At 72.3% G+C, this 20,017-nt stretch carries 21 protein-coding genes; 13 read left to right on the forward strand and 8 right to left on the reverse strand.

Features of this window, described 5'->3' with window-relative positions; all coding sequences use genetic code 11:
• Nucleotides 1-52: 52 nt before the first annotated feature.
• Genes PH190_RS21415 through PH190_RS21430 form a run of 4 tightly spaced genes read left to right on the forward strand, consistent with a single transcriptional unit; the run spans nt 53 to nt 2,453 of the window.
• Nucleotides 53-523, forward strand: coding sequence for a CinA family protein (locus tag PH190_RS21415; protein WP_274233552.1), 471 nt, complete (start codon nt 53-55; stop codon nt 521-523).
• Between the two features lie 17 nt (nt 524-540).
• Nucleotides 541-1,209: an HAD family hydrolase gene (locus tag PH190_RS21420; RefSeq protein ID WP_274233553.1), complete on the forward strand. Its 669-nt coding sequence runs from the start codon at nt 541-543 to the stop codon at nt 1,207-1,209.
• A 9-nt stretch (nt 1,210-1,218) separates the two neighbouring features.
• Entirely contained in the window at nt 1,219-2,127 is a 909-nt protein-coding gene (locus tag PH190_RS21425; protein ID WP_274233554.1) for a diacylglycerol/lipid kinase family protein, read from the forward strand.
• Nucleotides 2,124-2,453 (forward strand): TraR/DksA family transcriptional regulator, encoded by a 330-nt coding sequence (locus PH190_RS21430; protein WP_274233555.1) that lies wholly within the window; start codon nt 2,124-2,126, stop codon nt 2,451-2,453. The genes PH190_RS21425 and PH190_RS21430 overlap by 4 nt, the downstream gene beginning before the upstream one ends.
• Nucleotides 2,454-2,492: 39 nt before the next feature.
• Here the strand turns inward: PH190_RS21430 and PH190_RS21435 are convergent, their stop codons facing one another.
• The 8 genes from PH190_RS21435 to PH190_RS21470 are packed head-to-tail and all read right to left on the reverse strand — an operon-like array spanning nt 2,493 to nt 9,708.
• Entirely contained in the window at nt 2,493-3,026 is a 534-nt protein-coding gene (locus PH190_RS21435; RefSeq protein ID WP_274233556.1) for a GIY-YIG nuclease family protein, read from the reverse strand.
• Nucleotides 3,023-4,231, reverse strand: a complete 1,209-nt coding sequence (locus PH190_RS21440) for an MFS transporter (RefSeq protein WP_274233557.1) — start codon at nt 4,229-4,231, stop codon at nt 3,023-3,025. Before PH190_RS21440 ends, PH190_RS21435 begins: the two co-directional genes overlap by 4 nt.
• Complete coding sequence (locus PH190_RS21445; protein WP_274233558.1) at nt 4,219-5,112, reverse strand: nuclease-related domain-containing protein; 894 nt, start codon at nt 5,110-5,112, stop codon at nt 4,219-4,221. The genes PH190_RS21440 and PH190_RS21445 overlap by 13 nt, the downstream gene beginning before the upstream one ends.
• The gene (locus tag PH190_RS21450; RefSeq protein ID WP_274233559.1) at nt 5,112-5,654 is read right to left on the reverse strand and encodes a DUF2505 domain-containing protein; all 543 of its coding nucleotides are present in this window, start codon (nt 5,652-5,654) and stop codon (nt 5,112-5,114) included. The genes PH190_RS21445 and PH190_RS21450 overlap by 1 nt, the downstream gene beginning before the upstream one ends.
• A 33-nt stretch (nt 5,655-5,687) precedes the next feature.
• On the reverse strand, nt 5,688-6,755 hold the full coding sequence (locus PH190_RS21455; RefSeq protein WP_274233560.1) for a spore photoproduct lyase family protein: 1,068 nt from the start codon (nt 6,753-6,755) through the stop codon (nt 5,688-5,690).
• Nucleotides 6,752-7,546, reverse strand: a complete 795-nt coding sequence (locus tag PH190_RS21460) for a PIG-L deacetylase family protein (protein WP_274233561.1) — start codon at nt 7,544-7,546, stop codon at nt 6,752-6,754. The genes PH190_RS21455 and PH190_RS21460 overlap by 4 nt, the downstream gene beginning before the upstream one ends.
• Before the next feature lie 45 nt (nt 7,547-7,591).
• Nucleotides 7,592-8,836 (reverse strand): glycosyltransferase family 4 protein, encoded by a 1,245-nt coding sequence (locus PH190_RS21465; RefSeq protein WP_274233562.1) that lies wholly within the window; start codon nt 8,834-8,836, stop codon nt 7,592-7,594.
• A complete protein-coding gene (locus PH190_RS21470; protein ID WP_274233563.1) occupies nt 8,833-9,708 on the reverse strand; it encodes a sugar phosphate isomerase/epimerase family protein in 876 nt (291 codons plus the stop codon). Before PH190_RS21470 ends, PH190_RS21465 begins: the two co-directional genes overlap by 4 nt.
• A 257-nt stretch (nt 9,709-9,965) precedes the next feature.
• Here PH190_RS21470 and PH190_RS21475 point away from each other — a divergent pair, with 257 nt between their 5' ends.
• The 9 genes from PH190_RS21475 (at nt 9,966) to PH190_RS21515 (ending at nt 20,016) form a co-directional block, all read left to right on the forward strand.
• Nucleotides 9,966-10,865, forward strand: a complete 900-nt coding sequence (locus PH190_RS21475) for an IclR family transcriptional regulator (RefSeq protein WP_274233564.1) — start codon at nt 9,966-9,968, stop codon at nt 10,863-10,865.
• 111 nt (nt 10,866-10,976) lie between these two features.
• Nucleotides 10,977-12,644, forward strand: a complete 1,668-nt coding sequence (locus PH190_RS21480; protein ID WP_274233565.1) for a ferritin family protein — start codon at nt 10,977-10,979, stop codon at nt 12,642-12,644.
• Between the two features lie 133 nt (nt 12,645-12,777).
• Nucleotides 12,778-13,833 (forward strand): NADH:ubiquinone reductase (Na(+)-transporting) subunit F, encoded by a 1,056-nt coding sequence (locus tag PH190_RS21485; RefSeq protein WP_274233566.1) that lies wholly within the window; start codon nt 12,778-12,780, stop codon nt 13,831-13,833.
• Nucleotides 13,830-15,020: a ferritin family protein gene (locus PH190_RS21490; RefSeq protein WP_274233567.1), complete on the forward strand. Its 1,191-nt coding sequence runs from the start codon at nt 13,830-13,832 to the stop codon at nt 15,018-15,020. Before PH190_RS21485 ends, PH190_RS21490 begins: the two co-directional genes overlap by 4 nt.
• Nucleotides 15,021-15,031: 11 nt before the next feature.
• Nucleotides 15,032-15,382: a propane 2-monooxygenase effector subunit MimD gene (gene mimD / locus PH190_RS21495; protein WP_274233666.1), complete on the forward strand. Its 351-nt coding sequence runs from the start codon at nt 15,032-15,034 to the stop codon at nt 15,380-15,382.
• 105 nt (nt 15,383-15,487) lie between these two features.
• Entirely contained in the window at nt 15,488-17,176 is a 1,689-nt protein-coding gene (gene groL / locus PH190_RS21500) for a chaperonin GroEL (protein ID WP_274233568.1), read from the forward strand.
• A gap of 30 nt (nt 17,177-17,206) precedes the next feature.
• Nucleotides 17,207-18,235, forward strand: coding sequence for an NAD(P)-dependent alcohol dehydrogenase (locus PH190_RS21505; RefSeq protein ID WP_274233569.1), 1,029 nt, complete (start codon nt 17,207-17,209; stop codon nt 18,233-18,235).
• Between the two features lie 15 nt (nt 18,236-18,250).
• The gene (locus PH190_RS21510; protein WP_274233570.1) at nt 18,251-19,312 is read left to right on the forward strand and encodes an amidohydrolase family protein; all 1,062 of its coding nucleotides are present in this window, start codon (nt 18,251-18,253) and stop codon (nt 19,310-19,312) included.
• On the forward strand, nt 19,309-20,016 hold the full coding sequence (locus PH190_RS21515) for a metal-sulfur cluster assembly factor (protein WP_274233571.1): 708 nt from the start codon (nt 19,309-19,311) through the stop codon (nt 20,014-20,016). The genes PH190_RS21510 and PH190_RS21515 overlap by 4 nt, the downstream gene beginning before the upstream one ends.
• The last annotated feature ends 1 nt before the right edge of the window (nt 20,017 follow it).

The following is a 20,017-nucleotide window of genomic DNA, read 5'->3' on the forward strand; positions in this document are numbered from 1 at the left end:
GCGCCCCGGATCGGCAACGCCGCACTGTTGCTCGTTCGGAAGGGGTGCGCAGGTGTCGCAGGATCCGCAGGAGCTCGCGAAGTCGGTGTCCGAGGCGGCGTCGCGGGACGGGCGCCGGCTCGCGATCGTCGAATCGCTGACCGGCGGGCTGGTGTGCAGTGACCTCGCCGCGTCGCCGGGGTCGAGCGAGTGGTTCCGCGGTGGCGTCGTCGCCTACGACCGCACGACCAAGCACGGCGCGCTGGGCGTCCCCGACGGCCCGGTGGTCTCGGAGCCGGCGGTGCGCACGATGGCGGAGAAGGCCGCGGACCTGCTGGGCGCGGACCTGACCCTCGCGGTCAGCGGCGCCGGCGGCCCCGAGCCGCAGGACGACCAGCCGCCGGGCACCGTGTGGTTCGCCGTCACCGACAAGGGCGAGACCGAGGCCTGGCTCGAGCAGACCGACTCCGACGACCCGCAGGACGTCCTGCGGTTCACCCGCGAGCGCTCCCTGCAGGCACTGCTGGACCACCTGGAGAAGTAGCGGATCATGGTGGTGTGGTGGACCACGTCGTCTGGGACTGGAACGGCACGTTGCTCGCCGACGTGCACGTCGTCGTCGACGCCACGGCGGCGAGCCTCGCCGCGGTCGGCGTCGACGCGGAACTGGACCTCCAGCGGTACCGCTCGACGTTCCGGCGCCCGCTGCGGACGTTCTACGAGGAGATCGTGGGGCGCCGCGTGGACGACGCGGAGTGGGCGCGGGTGAACGCCGCGTTCGGCGAGCACTACCTGGGCCGCGAGCCCGCGCTGCCGCTGGCGGACGGTGCGCTCGACGCGCTCGAGCGGTTCGCCGGCGCCGGGTTCGGCCAGTCGGTGCTCAGCATGCTCGGTCACGACGCGCTGCACGCAACGCTCGGGCGGCGCGGGCTGCACGACTGGTTCGTCCGCGTCGACGGCGACCACCACCACGACGGGCGGAGCAAGGCGGCCGCGCTCGCGGAGCACCTCGACGTGCTCGGGCTCGACCCGGCGCGCGTGGTGCTCGTCGGCGACACGCTCGACGACGCGGCCGCGACCGCGGCGGTCGGCAGCGCCTGCGTGCTCGTGGCGGAGCACTCCACCCACCACGCGGCGGACCTGCGCGCGGTCGCCCCGGCCGTCGACACGTTGCCCGAGGCGGTCGAGCACGTGCTCGCGTTGCGCCGATCCGCGTCCTCCTCGTCGTAGTTCGCCCCCGTGGCCCTGCCGTCCGAACCGTCCCCGGAGCCCGCGTACGACCGCGTCGTCCTCGTCTACAACCCGCAGAGCAGCGGGGACGGCGAGCAGCGCGCCGAGAAGGCGCGGGCGACGCTGGGCGAGCAGGCGCCGCACCTCGCGGTGACGGCGGTGCCGACGGAGTACCCGGGTCACGCGCAGGTGATCGCCGAGGAGGAGGCGCGCGCGGGGCGGACGCTCGTGGTCTCGGTGTCGGGCGACGGCGGCTACCACGAGGTCGTGCAGGGCGTCATGGCCGCCGGCGACGGGACGAGGTCCGGGGCCGCGGCCGCCGTCATGCCCGCGGGCAACGCCAACGACCACCGGCGCGCCACGGCCCAGCGCCCGCTGGTCGACGCGATCGCCGCCGCGCAGATCAGCCGCATCGACCTGCTGCGCGTGCAGGTGGTCGGCGAGGACACCCCCCGGTGGGCCCACTCCTACCTGGGGCTGGGCATCACGCCGACGGTGGCGCTCGAGCTGGAGCGCCGCGGCAAGGGCTCGCTGCGCGAGATCCTCACGACCGTGCGCGCGTTCTCGCGGTTCCACCCGTTCGCCGTCGACGTGGAGGGCGAGGGCCGGCGGCGGTTCGACAGCCTGATCTGCGCGAACACCACCGAGATGGCCAAGTACGTGACGCTGTCGGACGGCGACCCCGCCGACGGGCTCTTCGAGGTCATCACGCTGCCGCACCGCTCGAAGCTGCGGCTGCTCGCCTACGCCGTGCGCGCCGCGGTGTCGGGCCTGGGCCCGCAGCCGCGCACCGACCGCTTCGCGTTCACCACGACCTCCCCGATCCCGGTGCAGCTCGACGGCGAGGTGCTGGAGCTCGAGGGCGACCGCGGGGTCACCGTCGAGATCGCCCAGCACGCGCTGGCGACGGTGGTGTGACGCTCGAGGAGGCCCGCGCGGAGGCGGCGGCGCGGGTCGCGGCGCTCACCGCGCAGCTCGCGGGGATCGTCGAGACGGCGTCGGCGAGCTCCGGCGACGACGAGCACGACCCCGAGGGCCAGACGATCGCCTACGACCGCGCCCAGGTCGCCGCGCTGCTCGCGGCCGCCCGGCGGGACCTCGAGGAGGTCGACGCCGCGCGGGCCCGCGTCGAGGCCGGCACGTACGGCGTGTGCGAGCGCTGCGGGCGCCCCATCGCCCCCGAGCGCCTCGAGGCCCGCCCGGCCGCCCGCACCTGCGTGCCGTGCGCCGACCGTCGTACGTGAGTGATCTTCTCAGTCATAGCTCAGAAGATCACGCACGTCCTAGGGGCGGCGGAACGGGACCGACGGGTCGCGGACGGGGCGCTCGCCGCCGGCGGCGGTGAAGCGGTCGCGCGCCGCGCGGGCGGTCTCGCCGTCCTCGCGCAGCCCCGGGGCCATGGCGTCGCGCACCGGTGTGAGGAGCAGCTTGCGGTCGGGGTCCACGACCGACGCGAGCCGCAGGCGCGCGCGCATCCAGGCGCTCAGCCGCTCCTCGTCGGCCTTCGTGAGCACCACCTCGGCGGCCCAGGTCGGCGCGAGCGCGAGCTCGTCGAGCAGCAGCCCGGCCAGCGCGCGGCGCAGCGGCGAGACCCCGGTGCGGTAGAGGTCCTGGCGCGTCACGCGGTTGCGCAGCATCGTGGCGTCGCCGACGTCGAGCAGCACGTGCCCGGTGTCGGTGGGGTGCGCCGGCCCGTCGACCGGCACGTCGGTGCCCCACCACGCCACGAGCCCCGCGTCCCGGCCCAGCCCCGCGACCGCCTCGTCGAGCGGCAGCAGCGGCACCGACAGGGCGGCCACGATCTCGTCGACGGTCACGACCGCCTCGCCCCCGCCGGCCGCAGCGACCCGGCCAGCACGAACGCGGCCACCGCCGCCACCGGCACCAGGACGAGGCCCGCGCCCACCGACGCGCTGTCCGCGACCGCGCCGATGATCGGCGGGAACGCCAGGAACCCGAGCCGCGCGAGCCACCCGACCACGGCGATCCCGTCGCCGGGCCGCACGCCCGGCACCGTGCCGGCCGCCGCGAAGCCGAGCGGGAAGATCGTCGCCACCCCGAGGCCGGTGAGGGCGAACCCCGCGACCGCCGCCACCGGGTGCGCCACCAGCAGCGTCCCGGTCATCGCCACCGCCGCCAGCGCCGCGCCCGCGCGCGCGACGGCGACGGGCCCGACGCGGTCGACGACCCGGTCGCCGGCCAGCCGCCCGAGCGTCATCGCGGCCTGGAACGCGACGAACGGCAGGCCGGCCACGAACGCACCGCCGCCCAGGTCGTCGCGGACGTAGAGCGCGCCCCACGACGCCGCGGAGTCCTCGATCCCGCCCGAGGCCACGAGCAGCGCCGACAGCGCGAGCAGCGGGCCGGCGGCGATGACCACCGCGCGCCACGGCCCCTGCCGCGCACCGCCGTCGGCGGCGGCCCCGACCGGCTCCGCCTCGGGCTCCGGCCCCGGCAGGGACCAGCGCCACGCCAGCACCGACACGACGACGAGGACCGCCGCCACGATCCCGAGGTGCACGGGCAGCGGCACCCCGAGGCCCGCCGCGGCCGCGCCGAGCAGGCCCGCCCCGACCGCCGCCATGCTCCACACCGCGTGCAGCCCGTTGACGATCGAGCGCCCGTACCCGGTCTGCACCCGCAGCCCGTGGGCGTTCATCGCGGCGTCGGCCCAGGCGTCGGTCAGGCCGAGGACGAACAGGGCGGCGGCGAGCGCGATCCACGACGGGGCGAGCGCCACCGCGGGCAGCAGGACCGCGCCGGCGAGCCCGACGCCCGCGCCCGCCCGGCCGCTGCCGACGCGGGCGATGAGCGGGCCGGCGAGCACCCCGAAGACCAGCGCGGCCGCCGGGAACGCCGCGATCGCGGTGCCCAGCGCGGCGTTGGACAGGCCGAGCTCGTCGCGCAGGGTCGGGAACCGCGGGACGATGCTGTTGTACGTCGACCCGTTGACGACGAACATCCCGACGACCGCGACGCGCGCCCGGCGCAGGCCGGCGTCCGGGCGGGTCAGGGGCTCCACGTCACCGACCGGCGGGCCACCTCGTGGATCTGGGCGACGGCGAGGTCCGACAGCGGGTCGCCGAACGCCGACAGCAGGCGCGGCAGCTGCCCGACGCGGGTGACCGTGACGCCGCGCGGACGCCCGTGCCCGGACAGGATCGCCCCGACGACGGCGACGACGGGGTGCACGGCCGGCGGATCCAGCGTCTCCGTCGCGCCCGCGGCGCGGGCGAGGGCGATCGACACGCGCTCGCCGACCTCGAGGCCGATCCGGCGCGGGCGCAGGAGGTCGTGCTTCTCGCCGCCGCCCAGGTCGAGCGCCTCGTCCTCGATGGTGATCCGGCCGCCCGGCTTGTTCAGGACCTCGATGACGAACACGCCCGGCGGCCCGATGAGCACGTGGTCGAGCACCACGTCGCCCTCGGCGAACGCCATCGGGATGCTGTGCAGGATGCGCCAGCGTGCGCCCCGCCCGCGGCGCAACGTCGGGGGGCGGGTGAGCTTCGCGACCGCCTCGGCGACGGCGTGCTGACCGTCGGCGTGCAGCCGGTGCGGCCGGTCGGCGTCACGACCCCGGGTCGCACGCGCCGACGCGGCCTCCTCGAGCACCCCGTGCCCGGGCCGGTGCAGGGCGAGGTCGTCGAAGCCCGGGTCCCAGCCGCCCTCCGGGGGCTCGACGCCCGCGTGCAGCGCGGCCGGCTCCGCCTCGGCGGGTCCCATCGGCGGCAGGCCGTTCTGCCACAGCCAGGCGTTCGCCTCCTGCGCGAACCGCTCGCGGTAGCCGGCGGGGACGTCGTGCGCGATCCGCGAGACGAGGTCGAGGTGGCCGAGGGGCAGGCCGTCGGACGACGTGACGTAGAGCCGGTCCGACCCGGGACGGCGCTTGCGGCGGGCGGGCATCAGCCGGCCCGCCCGGCGCGGTCGAGCCAGTCCGAGATGCGCTCGTGCTCGGTGCCGGTGAGGCCGCGGATGCCCGTGACGACGGCGCGCTCGATGCCCCCGCCGAGCAGCGGGATCGCCGCGGTCACGTCCAGGTCGACCGAGAGTCGGCTGCCCTCCCCGGCGCCGTCCCCGGTCCCTTCCCCCACCACGGACATCGTCCCCTCCGCGCTGATCGGTGTGCCCGGCACCGCGACGTACGCCCGACCCTGGCACCGCTCCGGCGTGAGCCTCCACTCCTCGGTGCGCTCGATGACGAGCACCCCGGACAGCAGGCGCTCGACGACGGCCGGCACCTGCCCGGGCGGCACCGGCTGGCGCAGCACCACCCGCACCCGCTGCGCACCGTCGGCGGGCGAGGCCCGGTCGAACGCGACGACGTCGATGCGCCCGGACCCGTCGACGTCGAGCTTGACGCGGTGGAACTCGGGGTCGGCGAGCGCGGCGGCGAAGACGGGGACGCCGTAGGGGTAGGCGCGGCTCAACGCCAGCCGGGTGCTCACGTGGGGCGAGGGTAATCGCGGTCCGGAGTTCCCTCAGAACGCGTAGCGGATCGTCAGCCACGGCGCGTGGCGGGCGACGAGCTCCCGGAACCGGGCGACGGCGCGGCACTTGACGTCGACGCGGTAGCGCACGACGTCGCCGCCGTGCTGGGTGCGTTTGGGCTCCTGGGCCTCGGGGCGCCACAGCACGTCCTCGGCCTGCGGGTGCCAGCCGAGGTTCACCTCGTGCAGCCCGGCGTGGTGGGTCAGGAGGATGACCTCGCACGCGGCCTGGGCCCGTGCCCGCTCGGGCAGGCGCTCGGTGAGCTCGTCGAGCAGCAGCGCCCACTCCGACTGCCAGCGCTCGCGCAGCACGACGGGGGAGAAGTTGAGGTGCACCTCGTAGCCGGCGTCGACGAAGTCGTCGACCGCGGCGATGCGCTCGTCGATCGAGCTCGTCCGGATGTCGAGGAGCTTCGCGTCGCGCCGCGGCATCAACGAGAAGCGCACGCGGGTGCCGCCGCGCGGGTCGAGGGCGAGCAGGTCGCGGTTGACGTGCTTGGTCGCGAACGAGGCCTTGGCGCCGTCGAGGCGCGCGAACTGGGCGACGAGGTCGGCGACGTTGTCGCTGACCCGGGCGTCGACCGAGCAGTCGGAGTTCTCGCCGAGGTCGTAGACCCAGTCGGCGGGGTCGCACTGGTTCGGTCCCGGCTTCGGGCCCTGCCGGGCGACGTGCCGGGCGATCGCGCGCTGGATCGCGTCGATGTTCGTGAAGACGGTGATCGGGTTGGCGTAGCCCTTGCGACGCGGCACGTAGCAGTAGGCGCAGGCCATGGCGCAGCCGTTCGCGGTCGACGGCGCGATGAAGTCCGCGGAGCGCCCGTTCGGCCGGACCGTCAGCGACTTCTTCTCCCCGAGCACCAGGTGCTCGGCCTTGACCCGCACCCAGCGCGCGACCTTCTCCTCGGCGCCGTGCAGGTCGGGGATCGCCCAGTGCGAGTCGATCTCGACGACCTCGGCGTCGGGGAACCGCGCGAGCACCTCCTGGCCGCGCAGGGACGCGAGCGACGCCGGCTCGGCGTGGATCGTCGCGACCTCGAGCAGCGGCCGGGCTGTGGTCACGACCCCAGGGTGCCGATCAGCGCCCGCGCCCGCCCGCCGGCCCGGAACACCTCGACCGGCCGGCCGTCCCCCTCGCGGCGGGCGAGGTCGGCGAGCACGGGCGCGACGTGCTCGGGCCCGCCGAACTGGAACCCGACCTGGGTGGCGTACGCGCCGGCCGCCTCGGTCTTCGCCTCGAGCACGGAGGCGACGTCGACGGCGACGTCGGTGCCGCCGACCTCGGGCGCCCCGCGTGCCTCGGGGTGGCGCACCGCGTAGGGGGTGTCCCGCCACCACGCGGTCCGGTCGGCGTCGGTCAGGTCGGCGACGACGGCCGTCACGATCTGGTGGTCGACGTGGTCGCCGACGGCCTGGGGCGCGAGGACGAGGTCGGCGCCGCCGACGTGATCGCGGATCGCGTCGCCCACCGCCCCGGCCACGTCGTCGCCGTCGTGGCGCCCGGCGAACAGGGCCGCGGGCGAGTCGTAGCCCCGGTGCGGGGCCTCGAGCAGCCCGAGGTGCGCGCCCCGCACGCCGAGGCGGCCGAGCGCGGCGTCGTCTTCGTCGCGGCGCAGGGCCATGTAGTCGACGTCCGGCGCGAGGCCCTTGTCGGTCTGGCACGCGAGCGCGAATCCGCTCGGCGCGGCGACCGAGCCGGTGAAGACGGTGAGCACGAGGACGTCGTGCCCTGCCTGGGCCAGCCGCGTGAGCGTCCCGCCGGCGGAGAACACCGCATCGTCGAGGTGGGGGCTGATCGCGACGATCCGGCTCACGAGGCCCCCGTGATCGAAGTACCGATACGGACACTCCACGTCAGCATCCTGTTGAGCACGCCGATGGGGGCACGTCGCTGACACTCACAGCAGGTGCGGCGCCGCGCGGAAGCGGCAGTCGGGGTCGACGGGGACGTCGTCGATCGCGGGCACGGGCACGTCGCGGACCTGGTCGTAGACGTCGGTGAGGCGGTGGGCGATCACCGGCCAGGACCAGCGCTCGCGGACCTCGTCGAGGGCCCGGCGGGCGATCCCGGCGCGCAGGTCGGTGTCGTCGAGGACACGCGCGATCCCGTCGGCGAGCGCCGCCGGGTCCTTGGGCGGCACGAGCAGGCCGTTCTCGCCGTCGCGGACGCAGTCGCGCACGCCGACGACGTCGGTGGACACCACGGGCAGCCCGGTCGCCATGGCCTCGAGCACCGTGTTCGAGAACCCCTCGGCGTAGGTCGGGCTGACGAAGACGTCGCCGCGCCGGTAGACCTCGTGGGCGTTCTCGTAGGCGGTGTAGCCGAGCTGCGTGACGTGCTCGTCCAGCCCGAGCTCGGTGACCCGGTCGGCGACGGTGCCCGTGTCCGGGCCGATGCCCGACACCACGAGGTGCGGGCGCCGCCCCCGGTCGAGCAGGTCGACGACGGCGTCGAGCAGGTCGAGCACGCCTTTCCGGGCGTCGACGCGGCCGTGGTAGAGCAGCACGGGTGGGTCCGACAGGGCCCCGGGCTCGCGGGCCGGGGTGAACCGCTCGGTGTCGGTGGCGCCGGAGACGATCGTCCAGCGGCCGGGGTCGACGCCGTGGCGCTGCGAGACCTCCGCGGCGAACGACGACGAGCCGATGACCAGCGCGGGGGCGTGCGCGAACACCGCGCGCACCAGGGTCTCGTGGGTGGCGCAGCACGTGCCCACCCAGTGCCCGTCGCCGCCCTGGACGCTGACCACGGCGGGCAGCCCGAGGTCGTGCGCGGCGCGCATGACCGCGAGCCCGTTGGGGTAGGCGTACTGCGCGTGGAGCATGTCGAACGGCGCGCGGGCGTGCTCGGTGGCGATCGCCCGGCGCATCGTCTCGACGTCGGCCTCGAAGTCGGCCGGGCGGCCCTCGACGACCTCCTGCTCGCCGTGCGCCTCGAGCGCGACGACGTGCACGCCGTCGGGGACCCGCTCGGGCGGCGGCGGCCCGCCGCCGTACACCGCGCGGCCGGCCTCGTCGCCGCGGTACTGCGAGATGAGCACGACGTCGTGGCCCTCGCGGACCAGGTGGCGCAGCAGGTTCTCGGCGTAGGCGCTCATGCCCGACACCGCGGGCCAGTAGCGGCGGGAGACGAAGCAGATCCTCACGCGGCCACCTCGAGCTTCCGCATCGTCTCCAGCGCGCCGGGGACGAGCGTGTCCGCGCGGTGCGAGTCCCGGGACAGTTCGAAGGAGACGAGTCCCGGGTGCCCGACGGCGCGCAGCGCGCCGAGCACCACCGGCAGGTCCATGTCGCCCTCGCCGGGCGCGCGGTGCTCGTGCACCCCGCGCGGCATGTCCTCGACCGCGACCGCGCCGAGCAGGGGCGCGAACTCGCGCACCGCGCCCTCGGGGGTCCAGCGCCCGGAGACGATGCAGTGCCCGGTGTCGAGCGCGAGGGTGACCTCGGGGACGTCGACCGCCAGGCGCATCCAGTCGTCGCAGTCCTCGACGAGCATCCCGGGCTCGGGCTCCACGGCGCAGACGACGCCCTTCCCGCGGGCGTGGACCACCACCTCGCGCACCCCGTCGACCAGCCAGGACCAGGCCTCGTCACGGTCCAGCCCCGTCGCCGGCACCCCGGCCCAGAACGAGACCGCCTCGCTGCCCAGGTCGGCCGCGACGTCGACGCAGGTGCGCAGGAAGGCGACGCGGCGCGCGCGGCCCTCCGGGTCGTCGGTGACGAGCGTCGGCTGGTGCTTGCGGCGCGGGTCGAGCAGGAAGCGCGCGCCGGTCTCGACGACGCTGTCCAGACCGAGCCCGCGCAGGCGGTCGGCCAGCGCGGCGGTCCGGCGCCCCAGCTCCGGGGCGAACGGGTCGTGGTGGGCGACGTCGAGGGTCAGGGCCACGCCGTCGTAGCCGCAGTCGGCGAGCAGCGTGAGCGCGTCGTCGAGACGGTGCGAGGTGAGCCCGTTGGTGTTGTAGGCGTAGCGCAGCGCTCGGGGGGCCGCGTGCGGGGAGGACTGCTCCGGACCGGACATCCCGGCCGAGGTACCACCGGAGACGCCGAGCAGAACCACCGCTCGTCCGCCGCTCGTCGACGGCGGCGCCGGTGATCCACCGAGCCGGGCGGTCCACGGGGTGCGGCCTGCGGTTGGTGCAGCATCTGCACGTGCAAACAGTGATGTTGACCACAGAGGTCCAGGCCGCGTTCAGTGACCTCCACACGACGGCGAGCGAGCAGCCGGTCGGACCAGCACGGATCCGCGAGAGCCACCTGTCGGGAGGAGGGCACCGCATGACGGACGCGCGTCGTCCCGGGTCCTCCGGTCGCGGCGGGGGCGGGGGTCGCTCCCTCAAGACCGCCGCGGAGGCGCTGGCCGCCCTGCGCCTCCTCGGTGCGTCCCCGGACGGTGTGACGGCCGAGGCCCTCGGCGAGGAGCTCGGCAAGAGCACCGCGACCGCCCGGTACCTGCTCAACACCCTCTGCCAGGAGGGCTTCGCCGTCCGCGACCGCCAGACCGGCCGGGTCCGCCTCCAGGAGTCCCCGCCGTGGGGCGGGGCGTGGGGTGCGATGTGGGACGGCGCGGAGGCCCCGCAGGACCTGACGCGCCACGAGCTGCCCGAGCGGCTCTCCGACGCGGTCACCGAGCTGTACTGGCGCACCCGGCAGCGCACCTACCTCGCGCGCTGGGAGGACGAGGACGCGACGGTGATCGTCGACGCCCGCGGCCACCAGGGCCTCGCCCGCATCCCCGACCTCGCCGAGCGCATCCCGCTCGCGTCGGCGCACGCGCTGGCCGTCACCAAGGCGCTGATCGCGTCGTCCGGCCCGCACGCCGCGGCGCTGCGCGAGCGCTCCGACCTCACCGCCTTCACCGGCACCACGATCACGAGCACGCCCGCCATCGAGCTGGAGCTCGAGCGGGTCCGCCGGCGCGGCTACGCGGTGGACCGCGAGGAGTACGCCGAGGGCTTCTGCTGCGTCGGCGCGCCGATCTTCGCCCCGGACGGACGGGTCGCCGCGAGCATCGCCATCTCGACGCCGGCGAAGCGCTTCGAGGTCGAGGCCGAGGAGCTCACCGGCGCCGTCCGCGACGTCGCCAGCACGGCCACGCGCAGCTGGCGCGAGGCGGAGGTCGTCGCGGGCGACCTGCCCCCGCCGCGACCGGCCGACCCCGTGCCCCCCGGGCACTGACGCGGGCCGAGAACCGGCCGTGCCGCACCGGATCCCCACCGGCGCGGCCACCACCACGGACCACGGCTGCGGAACCCCGTAGGCCGAGCACGAACTCCACAAGGAGAAGAGATGAGCCGTCAGAGTTTGGCGAAGGCTCACCAGAAGATCCAGGAACTGTCCTGGGAGCCGGTGTACCACGAGCCGTACATGAAGTACGGGACGGACTACACCTTCCGCAAGGCGGCCAAGAAGGACCCGCTCAAGCAGGTCCTCCGGTCCTACTTCCCCATGCAGGAGGAGAAGGACAACCGCGTCTACGGAGCATCCGACGGTGCGATCCGCGGGAACATGTTCCGCCAGGTCCAGGAGCGGTGGCTGGAGTGGCAGAAGTTGTTCCTGTCGATCATCCCGCTGCCGGAGATCTCGGCCGCCCGGTCGATGCCGATGCTGTTCCAGGCGGTTCCGAACCCGGAGCTGCACAACGGCCAGGCGATCCAGATGATCGACGAGGTCCGGCACAGCACGATCCAGCAGAACCTCAAGCGGCTGTACATGAACAACTACATCGACCCGGCGGGCTTCAACAACACCCTCCGGAACTTCCACTCGGACTACTGCGGCACCATCGGCCGTCAGTTCGCCGAGGGGTTCATCACCGGTGACGCGATCACCGCGGCCAGCATCTACCTGACGATCGTCGCCGAGACGGCGTTCACGAACACCCTGTTCGTGGCCATGCCGGCCGAGGCGGCGGCGAACGGTGACTACCTGCTGCCCACGGTGTTCCACTCGGTCCAGTCGGACGAGTCGCGGCACATCTCGAACGGCTACGCCACGCTGCTGATGGCGCTGTCGGACGAGGACAACCGCCAGCTGCTCGAGCGCGACCTGCGCTACGCGTGGTGGAACAACCACCGCGTGGTGGACGCCGCCATCGGCACGTTCATCGAGTACGGCACCAAGGACCGCCGCAAGGACCGCGAGTCCTACGCGGAGATGTGGCGCCGCTGGATCTACGACGACTACTACCGGTCCTACCTGCTGCCGCTCGAGAAGTACGGCCTGGTGATCCCCCACGACCTCATCGAGGAGTCGTGGAACCAGATCTGGAACAAGGGCTACGTCCACGAGGTCGCGCAGTTCTTCGCCACCGGGTGGCTCGCGAACTACTGGCGCATCGACGGCATGACCGACGAGGACTTCGAGTGGTTCGAGTACAAGTACCCGGGCTGGTACGACAAGTACGGCAAGTGGTGGGAGAACTACAACCGCCTCGCGAAGCCGAACGGCCACCACCCGATCGTCGCCGAGGACGTCGACTACGTGTACCCGCACCGGTGCTGGACCTGCATGGTCCCGTGCCTCGTGCGTGAGGACATGGTCGTCGACCAGGTGGACGGCCAGTGGCGGACGTACTGCCACGAGGCCTGCCGCTGGACGGACGCCGAGGCCTTCCGGCCCACGTACCAGGGTCGCGAGACCCCGAACATGGGCAAGCTCGTGGGTCACCGCGAGTGGGAGACGCTCTACCACGGCTGGAACTGGGCCGACGTGGTCGCCGACATGGGCTTCGTCCGCGACGACGGCAAGACCATGACGGCGCAGCCGCACCTCGACCTCGACCCGAAGAAGATGTGGACGCTCGACCACATGCGGCGGATGCCGCACGTGGCCAGCCCCAACGTGATCCTCAACGAGATGAGCGACTCCGAGCGCGAGGCGTTCGTCGAGGACTACAACAAGCAGGGGCCCGCCGGTCGTCCTGCCGGGATCGGTGGTGAGGCGCTGAAGTCCTGAGCACCCCGATTCCTCGTAGTCGGTGAGCAGGGGGAGGGCCGGGTCCGCCCGGCCCTCCCCCGTCCTCCCTCCCGGACCGGATCCGCGGTCCGACGTCGTCTTCCGACACCACCTCCCGAAGGAGCGCCCGCACATGGGTGACAAGCACCGGGTCCGTTTCGAGCCCGTCGGAATCGAGATCGAGGTCGACGAGGACCAGACGATCCTGCGTGCCGCCTTCGAGCAGGGCGTGCAGCTGATGCACGGCTGCAAGGAGGGGCAGTGCGCCGCCTGCAAGTCCTTCGTCCTCGAGGGCGATCTGGACGAGATCGAGCTGGACCGGTACTCGACCTTCGCGCTCCCGGACATGGAACGGGAGGAGGGTCAGACGCTCCTCTGCCGCGCCCACGCCTACGACGACCTGACGATCGAGCTCCTCAACTACGACGAGGAGATCCTGCGCAGCGGTCTCCCGGTCCGGAAGGGCACCGTCGAGGTGCTCGCGAACGACGAGGTCACCCACGACATGCGGCACCTCGTGGTCAAGCAGGTCGCCGGCGAGGACATCAAGTTCTTCCCCGGCCAGTACATGGACTTCACCGTTCCGCACACCGGTGCGGTCAGGTCGTTCTCCATGGCGAACACCCCCAACCGCGAGGGCGTGTTCGAGTTCGTCATCAAGATTTATCCGGACGGCGCGTTCTCGCAGTACCTCGCGAAGGAGGTGGAGGTCGGCGACCGCATCGAGGTCGAGGCCCCGTTCGGCACCTGCACCCTGCGCGAGAACCGCACGTCCGACATCGTCTTCATCGGCGGCGGTGCCGGGATGGCGCCCCTGCTCGGCCTCCTGCGCGCTCTCGCCGAGAAGGGCACGGAGCGCAAGGCGCGGCTCTACTACGGCGCCCGCACGAAAGCCGACCTGTGCTTCGAGGAGGAGCTGCGCGCGTTCGAGGGGAAGATTCCCGGCTTCCGCTACGTCCCCGCGCTCTCGGAGTACGACGGCGATGACTGGGACGGCGCGACCGGGCTGATCACCGAGGTGGTGCGGGAGCACGAGCCGGAACTCGAAGGGATGGATGCCTATGTGTGCGGTCCGCCGCCGATGGTCGACGCGGCGATCGCCCTCCTGAGCCAGCGCGGGATGAACACGCACAACATCTTCTACGACAAGTTCACCACCACCGGAGAGCCGGAGGACGAGGGCCCATGACCACCACCGAAGAGCGACCGGAACGCAGCGTCCCGAAGCCCGCCTTCACCGACGCCGAGGCCGGCGCCAAGGAGTTCCCCGACTCGGGGCCCTCCGCGCGGCACTACAACTACTTCAAGCCGGCGAAGCGCAAGCAGACGCACTACGAGGACGTGACGGTCGAGGTCCAGCCGGACCCCCGGCACTACCTGACCCAGGGCTGGATCTACGGCTTCGCCGACGGCTCCCGCGGCTACCCGCTGACCTGGACCAAGCTCAAGGCCTGGGGTGTCGACGAGCCCGAGCCCGAGCGGGGCCCCGGGTCCGGCGGCAAGCCGGTGGAGAACTGGCCGGCCCACGGGTGGCACGAGTTCCGCGATCCCAACGAGGAGTGGGAACTCACGATGTACCGGTACAACGCGAACGTTGTCCGGCAGATCAACCAGAACGTCGAGAACGCGCGCAACGCGAAGGCGTTCGACCAGTGGAGCCAGAACTGGGTGCGCTTCGTCGAGCGCAACGTCGGCGCCTGGATGCACATCGAGCACATCCTCGGCCTGTACGTGTTCGCCGCGAACAACCGCTCCGGTCCGACGAACATGCACAACACGGCGATGGCCGTGAACAGCGAGCACAAGATCCGCTTCGCGCAGGACCTGGCGCTCTACAACCTCACGCTCACCGAGGAGATCGAGGGCTTCGACGGCGCCGCTCACCTCGACGCCTGGAACAACGACCCGGCGTGGCAGGGCGCGCGGAAGGTGTGCGAGGCACTGCCGGCGATCCGCGACGACTGGGGCGAGTCCATCTTCGCGACGAACGTCGTGTTCGAGCCGCTGATCGGCGAGCTCTTCCGCTCGAACCTCGTCATGCAGGTCGCGGCTCGCAACGGCGACTACGTCACCCCGACCGTCGTGGGCGCGGGCGAGTACGACTTCGACCAGCGGGACCTGCGCTGGACGGTCGCCTGCTTCGCTCCGCTGACCCAGGACCGCGAGTTCGCCGACCACAACAAGGAACTGATGAACGGCTGGCTGCAGCACTGGGTGCCGCAGTGTCTCGAGGCGGCCCGCACGATGCAGCCGCTCTGGTCGCAGGCCGACGCCAAGCCGCCGCGCTTCGAGGACTCGCTCGACAAGGCCAAGAACCGCTTCGCCGGGATCCTCGCCGATCTCGGGCTCGAGACCCCGAAGGAGCTCAGCCAGTGACCACGCAGGAGATGAAGTTCGGCGCCGAGAACGCGACCGCGTCGAACATGTGCGGCTTCACGCTGATGAACAACCAGGTGGGCGTGCTCATCGCGAACGTCCTGTCGCGGCTGCCCAACGTGAAGGTCGAGCACCTGCCCTCGATGATCCGCGTCGACGGGGAGGGCAAGTTCGAGACCGTCTACGCCGACATCGACGAGGAGGCCGGCGAGGACGAGAACTGGTTCGACGCGGCCGAGTTCGAGGAGAACATGTCGACCCACTACGGGCGCATGGTCCACCTCGACGACCGCACGATCATGTTCGCCAACCCCGAGGACGCGGCCGAGTACATCGACTTCGACCTCAAGCCCGTCACCTGACCGCGTCAGCCGGGCCGCCGCGGGAGCTCGTCCCCACGGCGGCCCGGCTGACCTCGCGTGCGGCGCCCGACACAAGTTCTCGACACTCCACGGAGAAGTGAGGAAATGGCCAAGGAACTGCGATTCGGTGCCGACGCGCGCCGGGCCCTGCAGGCCGGTGTGGACCAGCTCGCCGAGGCGGTCAAGTCGACGCTCGGTCCCAAGGGGCGCAACGTCATCCTCGAGAAGATCACCGGGACGCCGGAGGTCACGAACGACGGCGTGACGATCGCGCGGGAGATCTTCCTGCGCGACCAGTTCGAGAACATGGGCGCGCAGGTCCTCAAGGAGGCCGCGGTCAAGACCAACGACGTCGTCGGCGACGGCACGACGACCGCGACCGTACTGGCGCAGGCGATCGTCCGCGAGGGGCTCAAGGCCATCGGTCAGGGCGGCAACCCGGTGCTGGTCAAGCGGGGCATCGACGCGGCCGTGGCCCGCGTCGTCGACCACCTCTCGACGGTCGTGCACCCGGTCGACGACGTCGAGTCGCTCGCCCGCGTCGCGGCCATCTCGGCCAACGACGACGACGCCATCGGTCGCGTCGTCGCGGAGACGCTGCACACGGTCGGCGACGACGGCGTCATCACCGTCGACGACGGCCCGCGCCTCGGCCTGCACGTCAACTTCGTCGAGGACTTCGAGTTCGACAACGGCTACGTCTCGCCCTACCTCGTCACCGACCCGGGCTCGATGCTCGCGGTGCTCGACGACCCGTACCTGCTGTTCAGCGCGGAGAAGATCAGCGACGTCCGGCTGCTCATGCCGGTGCTCGAGAAGCTCATGCGCGACCCGCGGCCGCTGGTGATCATCGCCGAGAAGGTCGAGGGCACCGCGCTGCAGATGCTCGTGCACAACCACGTCAACGGGCACCTCAAGGTCACCGCGATCCAGGCCCCGGGCTTCGGCGAGAAGCGCGTGCACATGCTCGAGGACATGGCGGCGCTCTGCGGCGGCAAGGTCCTGTCGAAGGCGTCCTCGTTCGCGCTGGAGCAGATGGGGATCGAGCACCTCGGACGCGCCACGCAGGTCCGCGCCACCAGCGAACAGACCGCGATCATCGGGGGCCACGGCGACCCGACCGCCCGCGAGACGCGCGTGCAGCAGCTGCGCACCGAGATGGAGCGGGCGACGATCGGGACCGACGAGGACTGGTTCTCCGAGCGCATCGCGCGGCTGTCGGGCAAGGCGGCGATCCTCGAGGTGGGCGCGCCGACGAACGCGGAGCTCAAGGAGGTCCGCCACCGCGTCGACGACTCCCTGCAGGCGACCCGGGCGGCGATGGCCGAGGGCATCGTCGCCGGCGGCGGCGCGGCGCTCCTGCACGCCGAGGCCGCGCTGGGCAACCTGGACGCCCTGACCGGTGACGGGCGGATCGGCGCGGAGATCGTGCGTGCGGCGCTGTCGGAGCCGGCGAACCTCATCGCCACGAACGCGGGCTTCGAGGGGCCCGACGTCGTCAAGCAGACCCGCGACCTCGGCGTCGACGAGGGCTTCGACGCCCTCGAGGGCCGCTTCGGCAACATGCTCGAGCTCGGCATCATCGACCCGCTGCGCGTGGTGCGATCCGCGCTGCAGAACGGCGCCTCGGTGGCCGGCCTGATCCTCACGACGAACTCGCTGGTGGCCGAGGAACAGACCCCCTGGAACAAGTCCCTCATGACAGAGTTCGGCCAGCTCGACGAGGGACTGCCGCAGCCGGCGCCCGACGCGAGCACGCCCCAGTCACTGGGCCTCGGCCCGTCGATGGGGTGACCGCGCTGTGACCACCGAGAGGAGCTCGTCGTGAAGGCCGTTCGCGTCCACGGTTACCAGCAGGACCCCAGCCTCGACGACATCCCGGAGCCGAAGCTGCAGGGCCCGCTCGACGTCATCGTGAAGATCGGTGGCGCGGGGGTGTGCCGGACGGATCTGCACATCGTCAACGGCGACTGGAAGGACATCCAGAACCCGGACCTGCCCTACGTCATCGGCCACGAGAACGCCGGCTGGGTGCACGAGGTCGGCGACGCCGTCACCAACGTCAGCGTCGGCGACACCGTCATCCTGCACCCGCAGCCCTCCTGCGGGCTCTGCCTCGCCTGCCGCGCGGGGCGGGACATGCAGTGCACGGGGGACGCGTTCTTCCCCGGCCTGTCCAACAACGACGGCGGGATGGCCGAGTACCTGCGGACCACCGCCCGGGCGTGCGTCAAGCTCAACCCGGACACCAACCCCGCCGACGTCGCGGCGCTCGCCGACGCGGGCATCACGGCCTACCACGCCGTGCGCAAGGCGGTGCCGTACCTGTACCCGGGCACCTCGGCGGTCGTCATCGGCGCCGGCGGCCTCGGCCACATCGGCATCCAGGCCCTGGCCGCGCTGACCGCGACGAAGATCATCGTGGTCGACAAGAACAAGGACGCCCTCGAGCTGGCCAAGCAGATCGGCGCCGACGAGACGGTCCTCGCCGACGGCGACCAGGTCGGCACGGTCCAGGAGCTGACCGGTGGCGGCGCCACCGTCGTCTTCGACTTCGTCGCCGAGCAGGGCGTCGAGCTCGAGGCCTGGCAGATGACCGGTCCCGCCGGTTACCAGTTCGTCCTGGGGTACGGCGGACAGTTCCAGGCCCCGACGCTCGATTTCGTCGCCGGGGAGAAGAACGTCATCGGCAACATCGTCGGGACGTACAACGACCTCGCCGAGCTCATGGTCCTGGCCCAGGCCGGCAAGGTCACGCTCCACACCCAGCAGTACTCGCTCGACAACGCCCTCGACGCCCTGCACGACCTGGACGCCGTGAAGGTGCGCGGCCGGGCGATCCTCGTCCCGTAGGAAGGACACCACCACATGTACGAGAAGGACGGCGAGAAGTACTTCATCGTCGATTCCCACATGCACTACTGGGACGCGTCGCCCGAGAACTGGGTGCAGGGCGCGGAGCAGTACGCCAAGGGCTGGATCGAGTGCTTCCACGCCTACCAGGGACTCGGCCCCGCCGACACGCACCAGCCGCTCGAGGAGTTCCAGAAGGTCTCCGAGCAGCAGCTGATGCGCGAGGAGTTCGAGGAGGGCCACGTCGACGTCGCGATCTTCCAGTCGACGTACCTGCGCGAGTGGTACAAGGAGGGCTTCAACACCACCGAGCGCAACGGCTACCTCGCCGAGAAGTACCCGGGCAAGTTCATCCTCAACACGCGTTTCGACCCGCGCGACGGCGACGCGGGCATGCGCGAGTTCGAGGAGAACGTCAACAAGTACGGCTGCACCGGGGCGAAGATCTACACCGCGGAGTGGAACGGCGACTCGCGGGGCTTCAAGCTCACCGACCCGGAGGCCTACCGCTTCCTGCAGCGCGCCGAGGAGATCGGCGTCAAGAACATCCACGTGCACAAGGGCCCGACGATCTGGCCGCTGGACAAGGACGCGTTCGACGTCTCGGACGTCGACCACGCCGCCACGGACTTCCAGGGCCTGAACTTCATCGTCGAGCACGTGGGCCTGCCGCGCATCGAGGACTTCTGCTTCATGGCGACGCAGGAGCCCAACGTGTACGCCGGCCTCTCGGTGGTCATCGGCGGCCTCATGCACGCCCGTCCCAAGTTCTTCGCCAAGGTCATGGGCGAGCTGCTGTTCTGGGTCGGCGAGGACAAGATGACCTTCGGCTCGGACTACAACATCTGGGAACCGAAGTGGCAGGTCGAGGGCTTCGTCGACTGGACGATGCCCGACGACGACCAGTTCGCGGACTACCCGCGCCTGGACACCAACGGCAAGAAGAAGATCCTCGGTCTGAACGCGGCGAAGCTCTACGGCATCGAGGTGCCGGCCGAGTGCCAGATCAGCGAGGGGCAGCCGGCCGCGCAGGACGACGCCCAGCTCGTCGAGGACCGGTCGGTGGCCCAGGCATGACCGCCGTCTCCGACACCCCGGCCACCGTGGTGGCCGGGGTGTGGGAGGCGCTGCGCACGGTGCGCGACCCCGAGCTCGACACCGACGTGGTGAGCCTCGACTTCGTGGCCGACTGCTCGGTCGACGAGGACGGGATCGCGCACGTGCGCCTGCGCCTGCCCACCTACTTCTGCGCCCCGAACTTCGCGTTCCTCATGGTCGCCGACGCGTGGGACGCCGTGTCGCAGGTGCCGGGGCTCGCCGACGTCGACGTCGAGCTCATCGACCACTTCGCGTCCGACGCCATCAACGCCGGCGTCGCGGCGCGGGCGGGCTTCGTGCACTCGATGGCGGGCAGCGAGGTCGGCGAGGCCGTCGACGAGCTGCACGACCTGCGGCGCACGTTCACCGAGCGGGCGATGATGGCCGGCACCGACCTCGTCGTCCGCCCCCTGGTCCGCGCGGGCACGACGCCCGAGCAGATCGCGGCGATGACCCTGGGCGACGCCCCGGACAGCCCCGACCTGCGCCGCCTGCGCGCCCGGCGTCGCGAGCTCGGGATCCCCGACGGCGACGACGCGCCGCTGGTCGTCGACCCCGTGGGCCGCACCGTCGGCGTCGACGCCCTGCCGCTGCACCTGCGCAAGGCGCGGTCCTACCAGGTCGGTGTCGACGCCAACACCAGCATCTGCCGCGGTCAGCTCGCGGCCCGTTACGGGCTGTAGA

The sequence above is a fragment of the Actinomycetospora straminea genome (assembly GCF_028737255.1).
Lineage (GTDB): Bacteria > Actinomycetota > Actinomycetes > Mycobacteriales > Pseudonocardiaceae > Actinomycetospora > Actinomycetospora straminea.

Coding starts and splice junctions, on each gene's coding strand:
- PH190_RS21445 (WP_274233558.1), bottom strand. CDS start 5,112: ATGCCCGCCCGCCGCAAGCGCCGTCCCGGGTCGGACCGGCTCTACGTC.
- PH190_RS21470 (WP_274233563.1), bottom strand. CDS start 9,708: ATGTCCGGTCCGGAGCAGTCCTCCCCGCACGCGGCCCCCCGAGCGCTG.
- PH190_RS21475 (WP_274233564.1), top strand. CDS start 9,966: ATGACGGACGCGCGTCGTCCCGGGTCCTCCGGTCGCGGCGGGGGCGGG.
- PH190_RS21480 (WP_274233565.1), top strand. CDS start 10,977: ATGAGCCGTCAGAGTTTGGCGAAGGCTCACCAGAAGATCCAGGAACTG.
- PH190_RS21485 (WP_274233566.1), top strand. CDS start 12,778: ATGGGTGACAAGCACCGGGTCCGTTTCGAGCCCGTCGGAATCGAGATC.
- PH190_RS21490 (WP_274233567.1), top strand. CDS start 13,830: ATGACCACCACCGAAGAGCGACCGGAACGCAGCGTCCCGAAGCCCGCC.
- mimD (WP_274233666.1), top strand. CDS start 15,032: ATGAAGTTCGGCGCCGAGAACGCGACCGCGTCGAACATGTGCGGCTTC.
- groL (WP_274233568.1), top strand. CDS start 15,488: ATGGCCAAGGAACTGCGATTCGGTGCCGACGCGCGCCGGGCCCTGCAG.
- PH190_RS21510 (WP_274233570.1), top strand. CDS start 18,251: ATGTACGAGAAGGACGGCGAGAAGTACTTCATCGTCGATTCCCACATG.
- PH190_RS21515 (WP_274233571.1), top strand. CDS start 19,309: ATGACCGCCGTCTCCGACACCCCGGCCACCGTGGTGGCCGGGGTGTGG.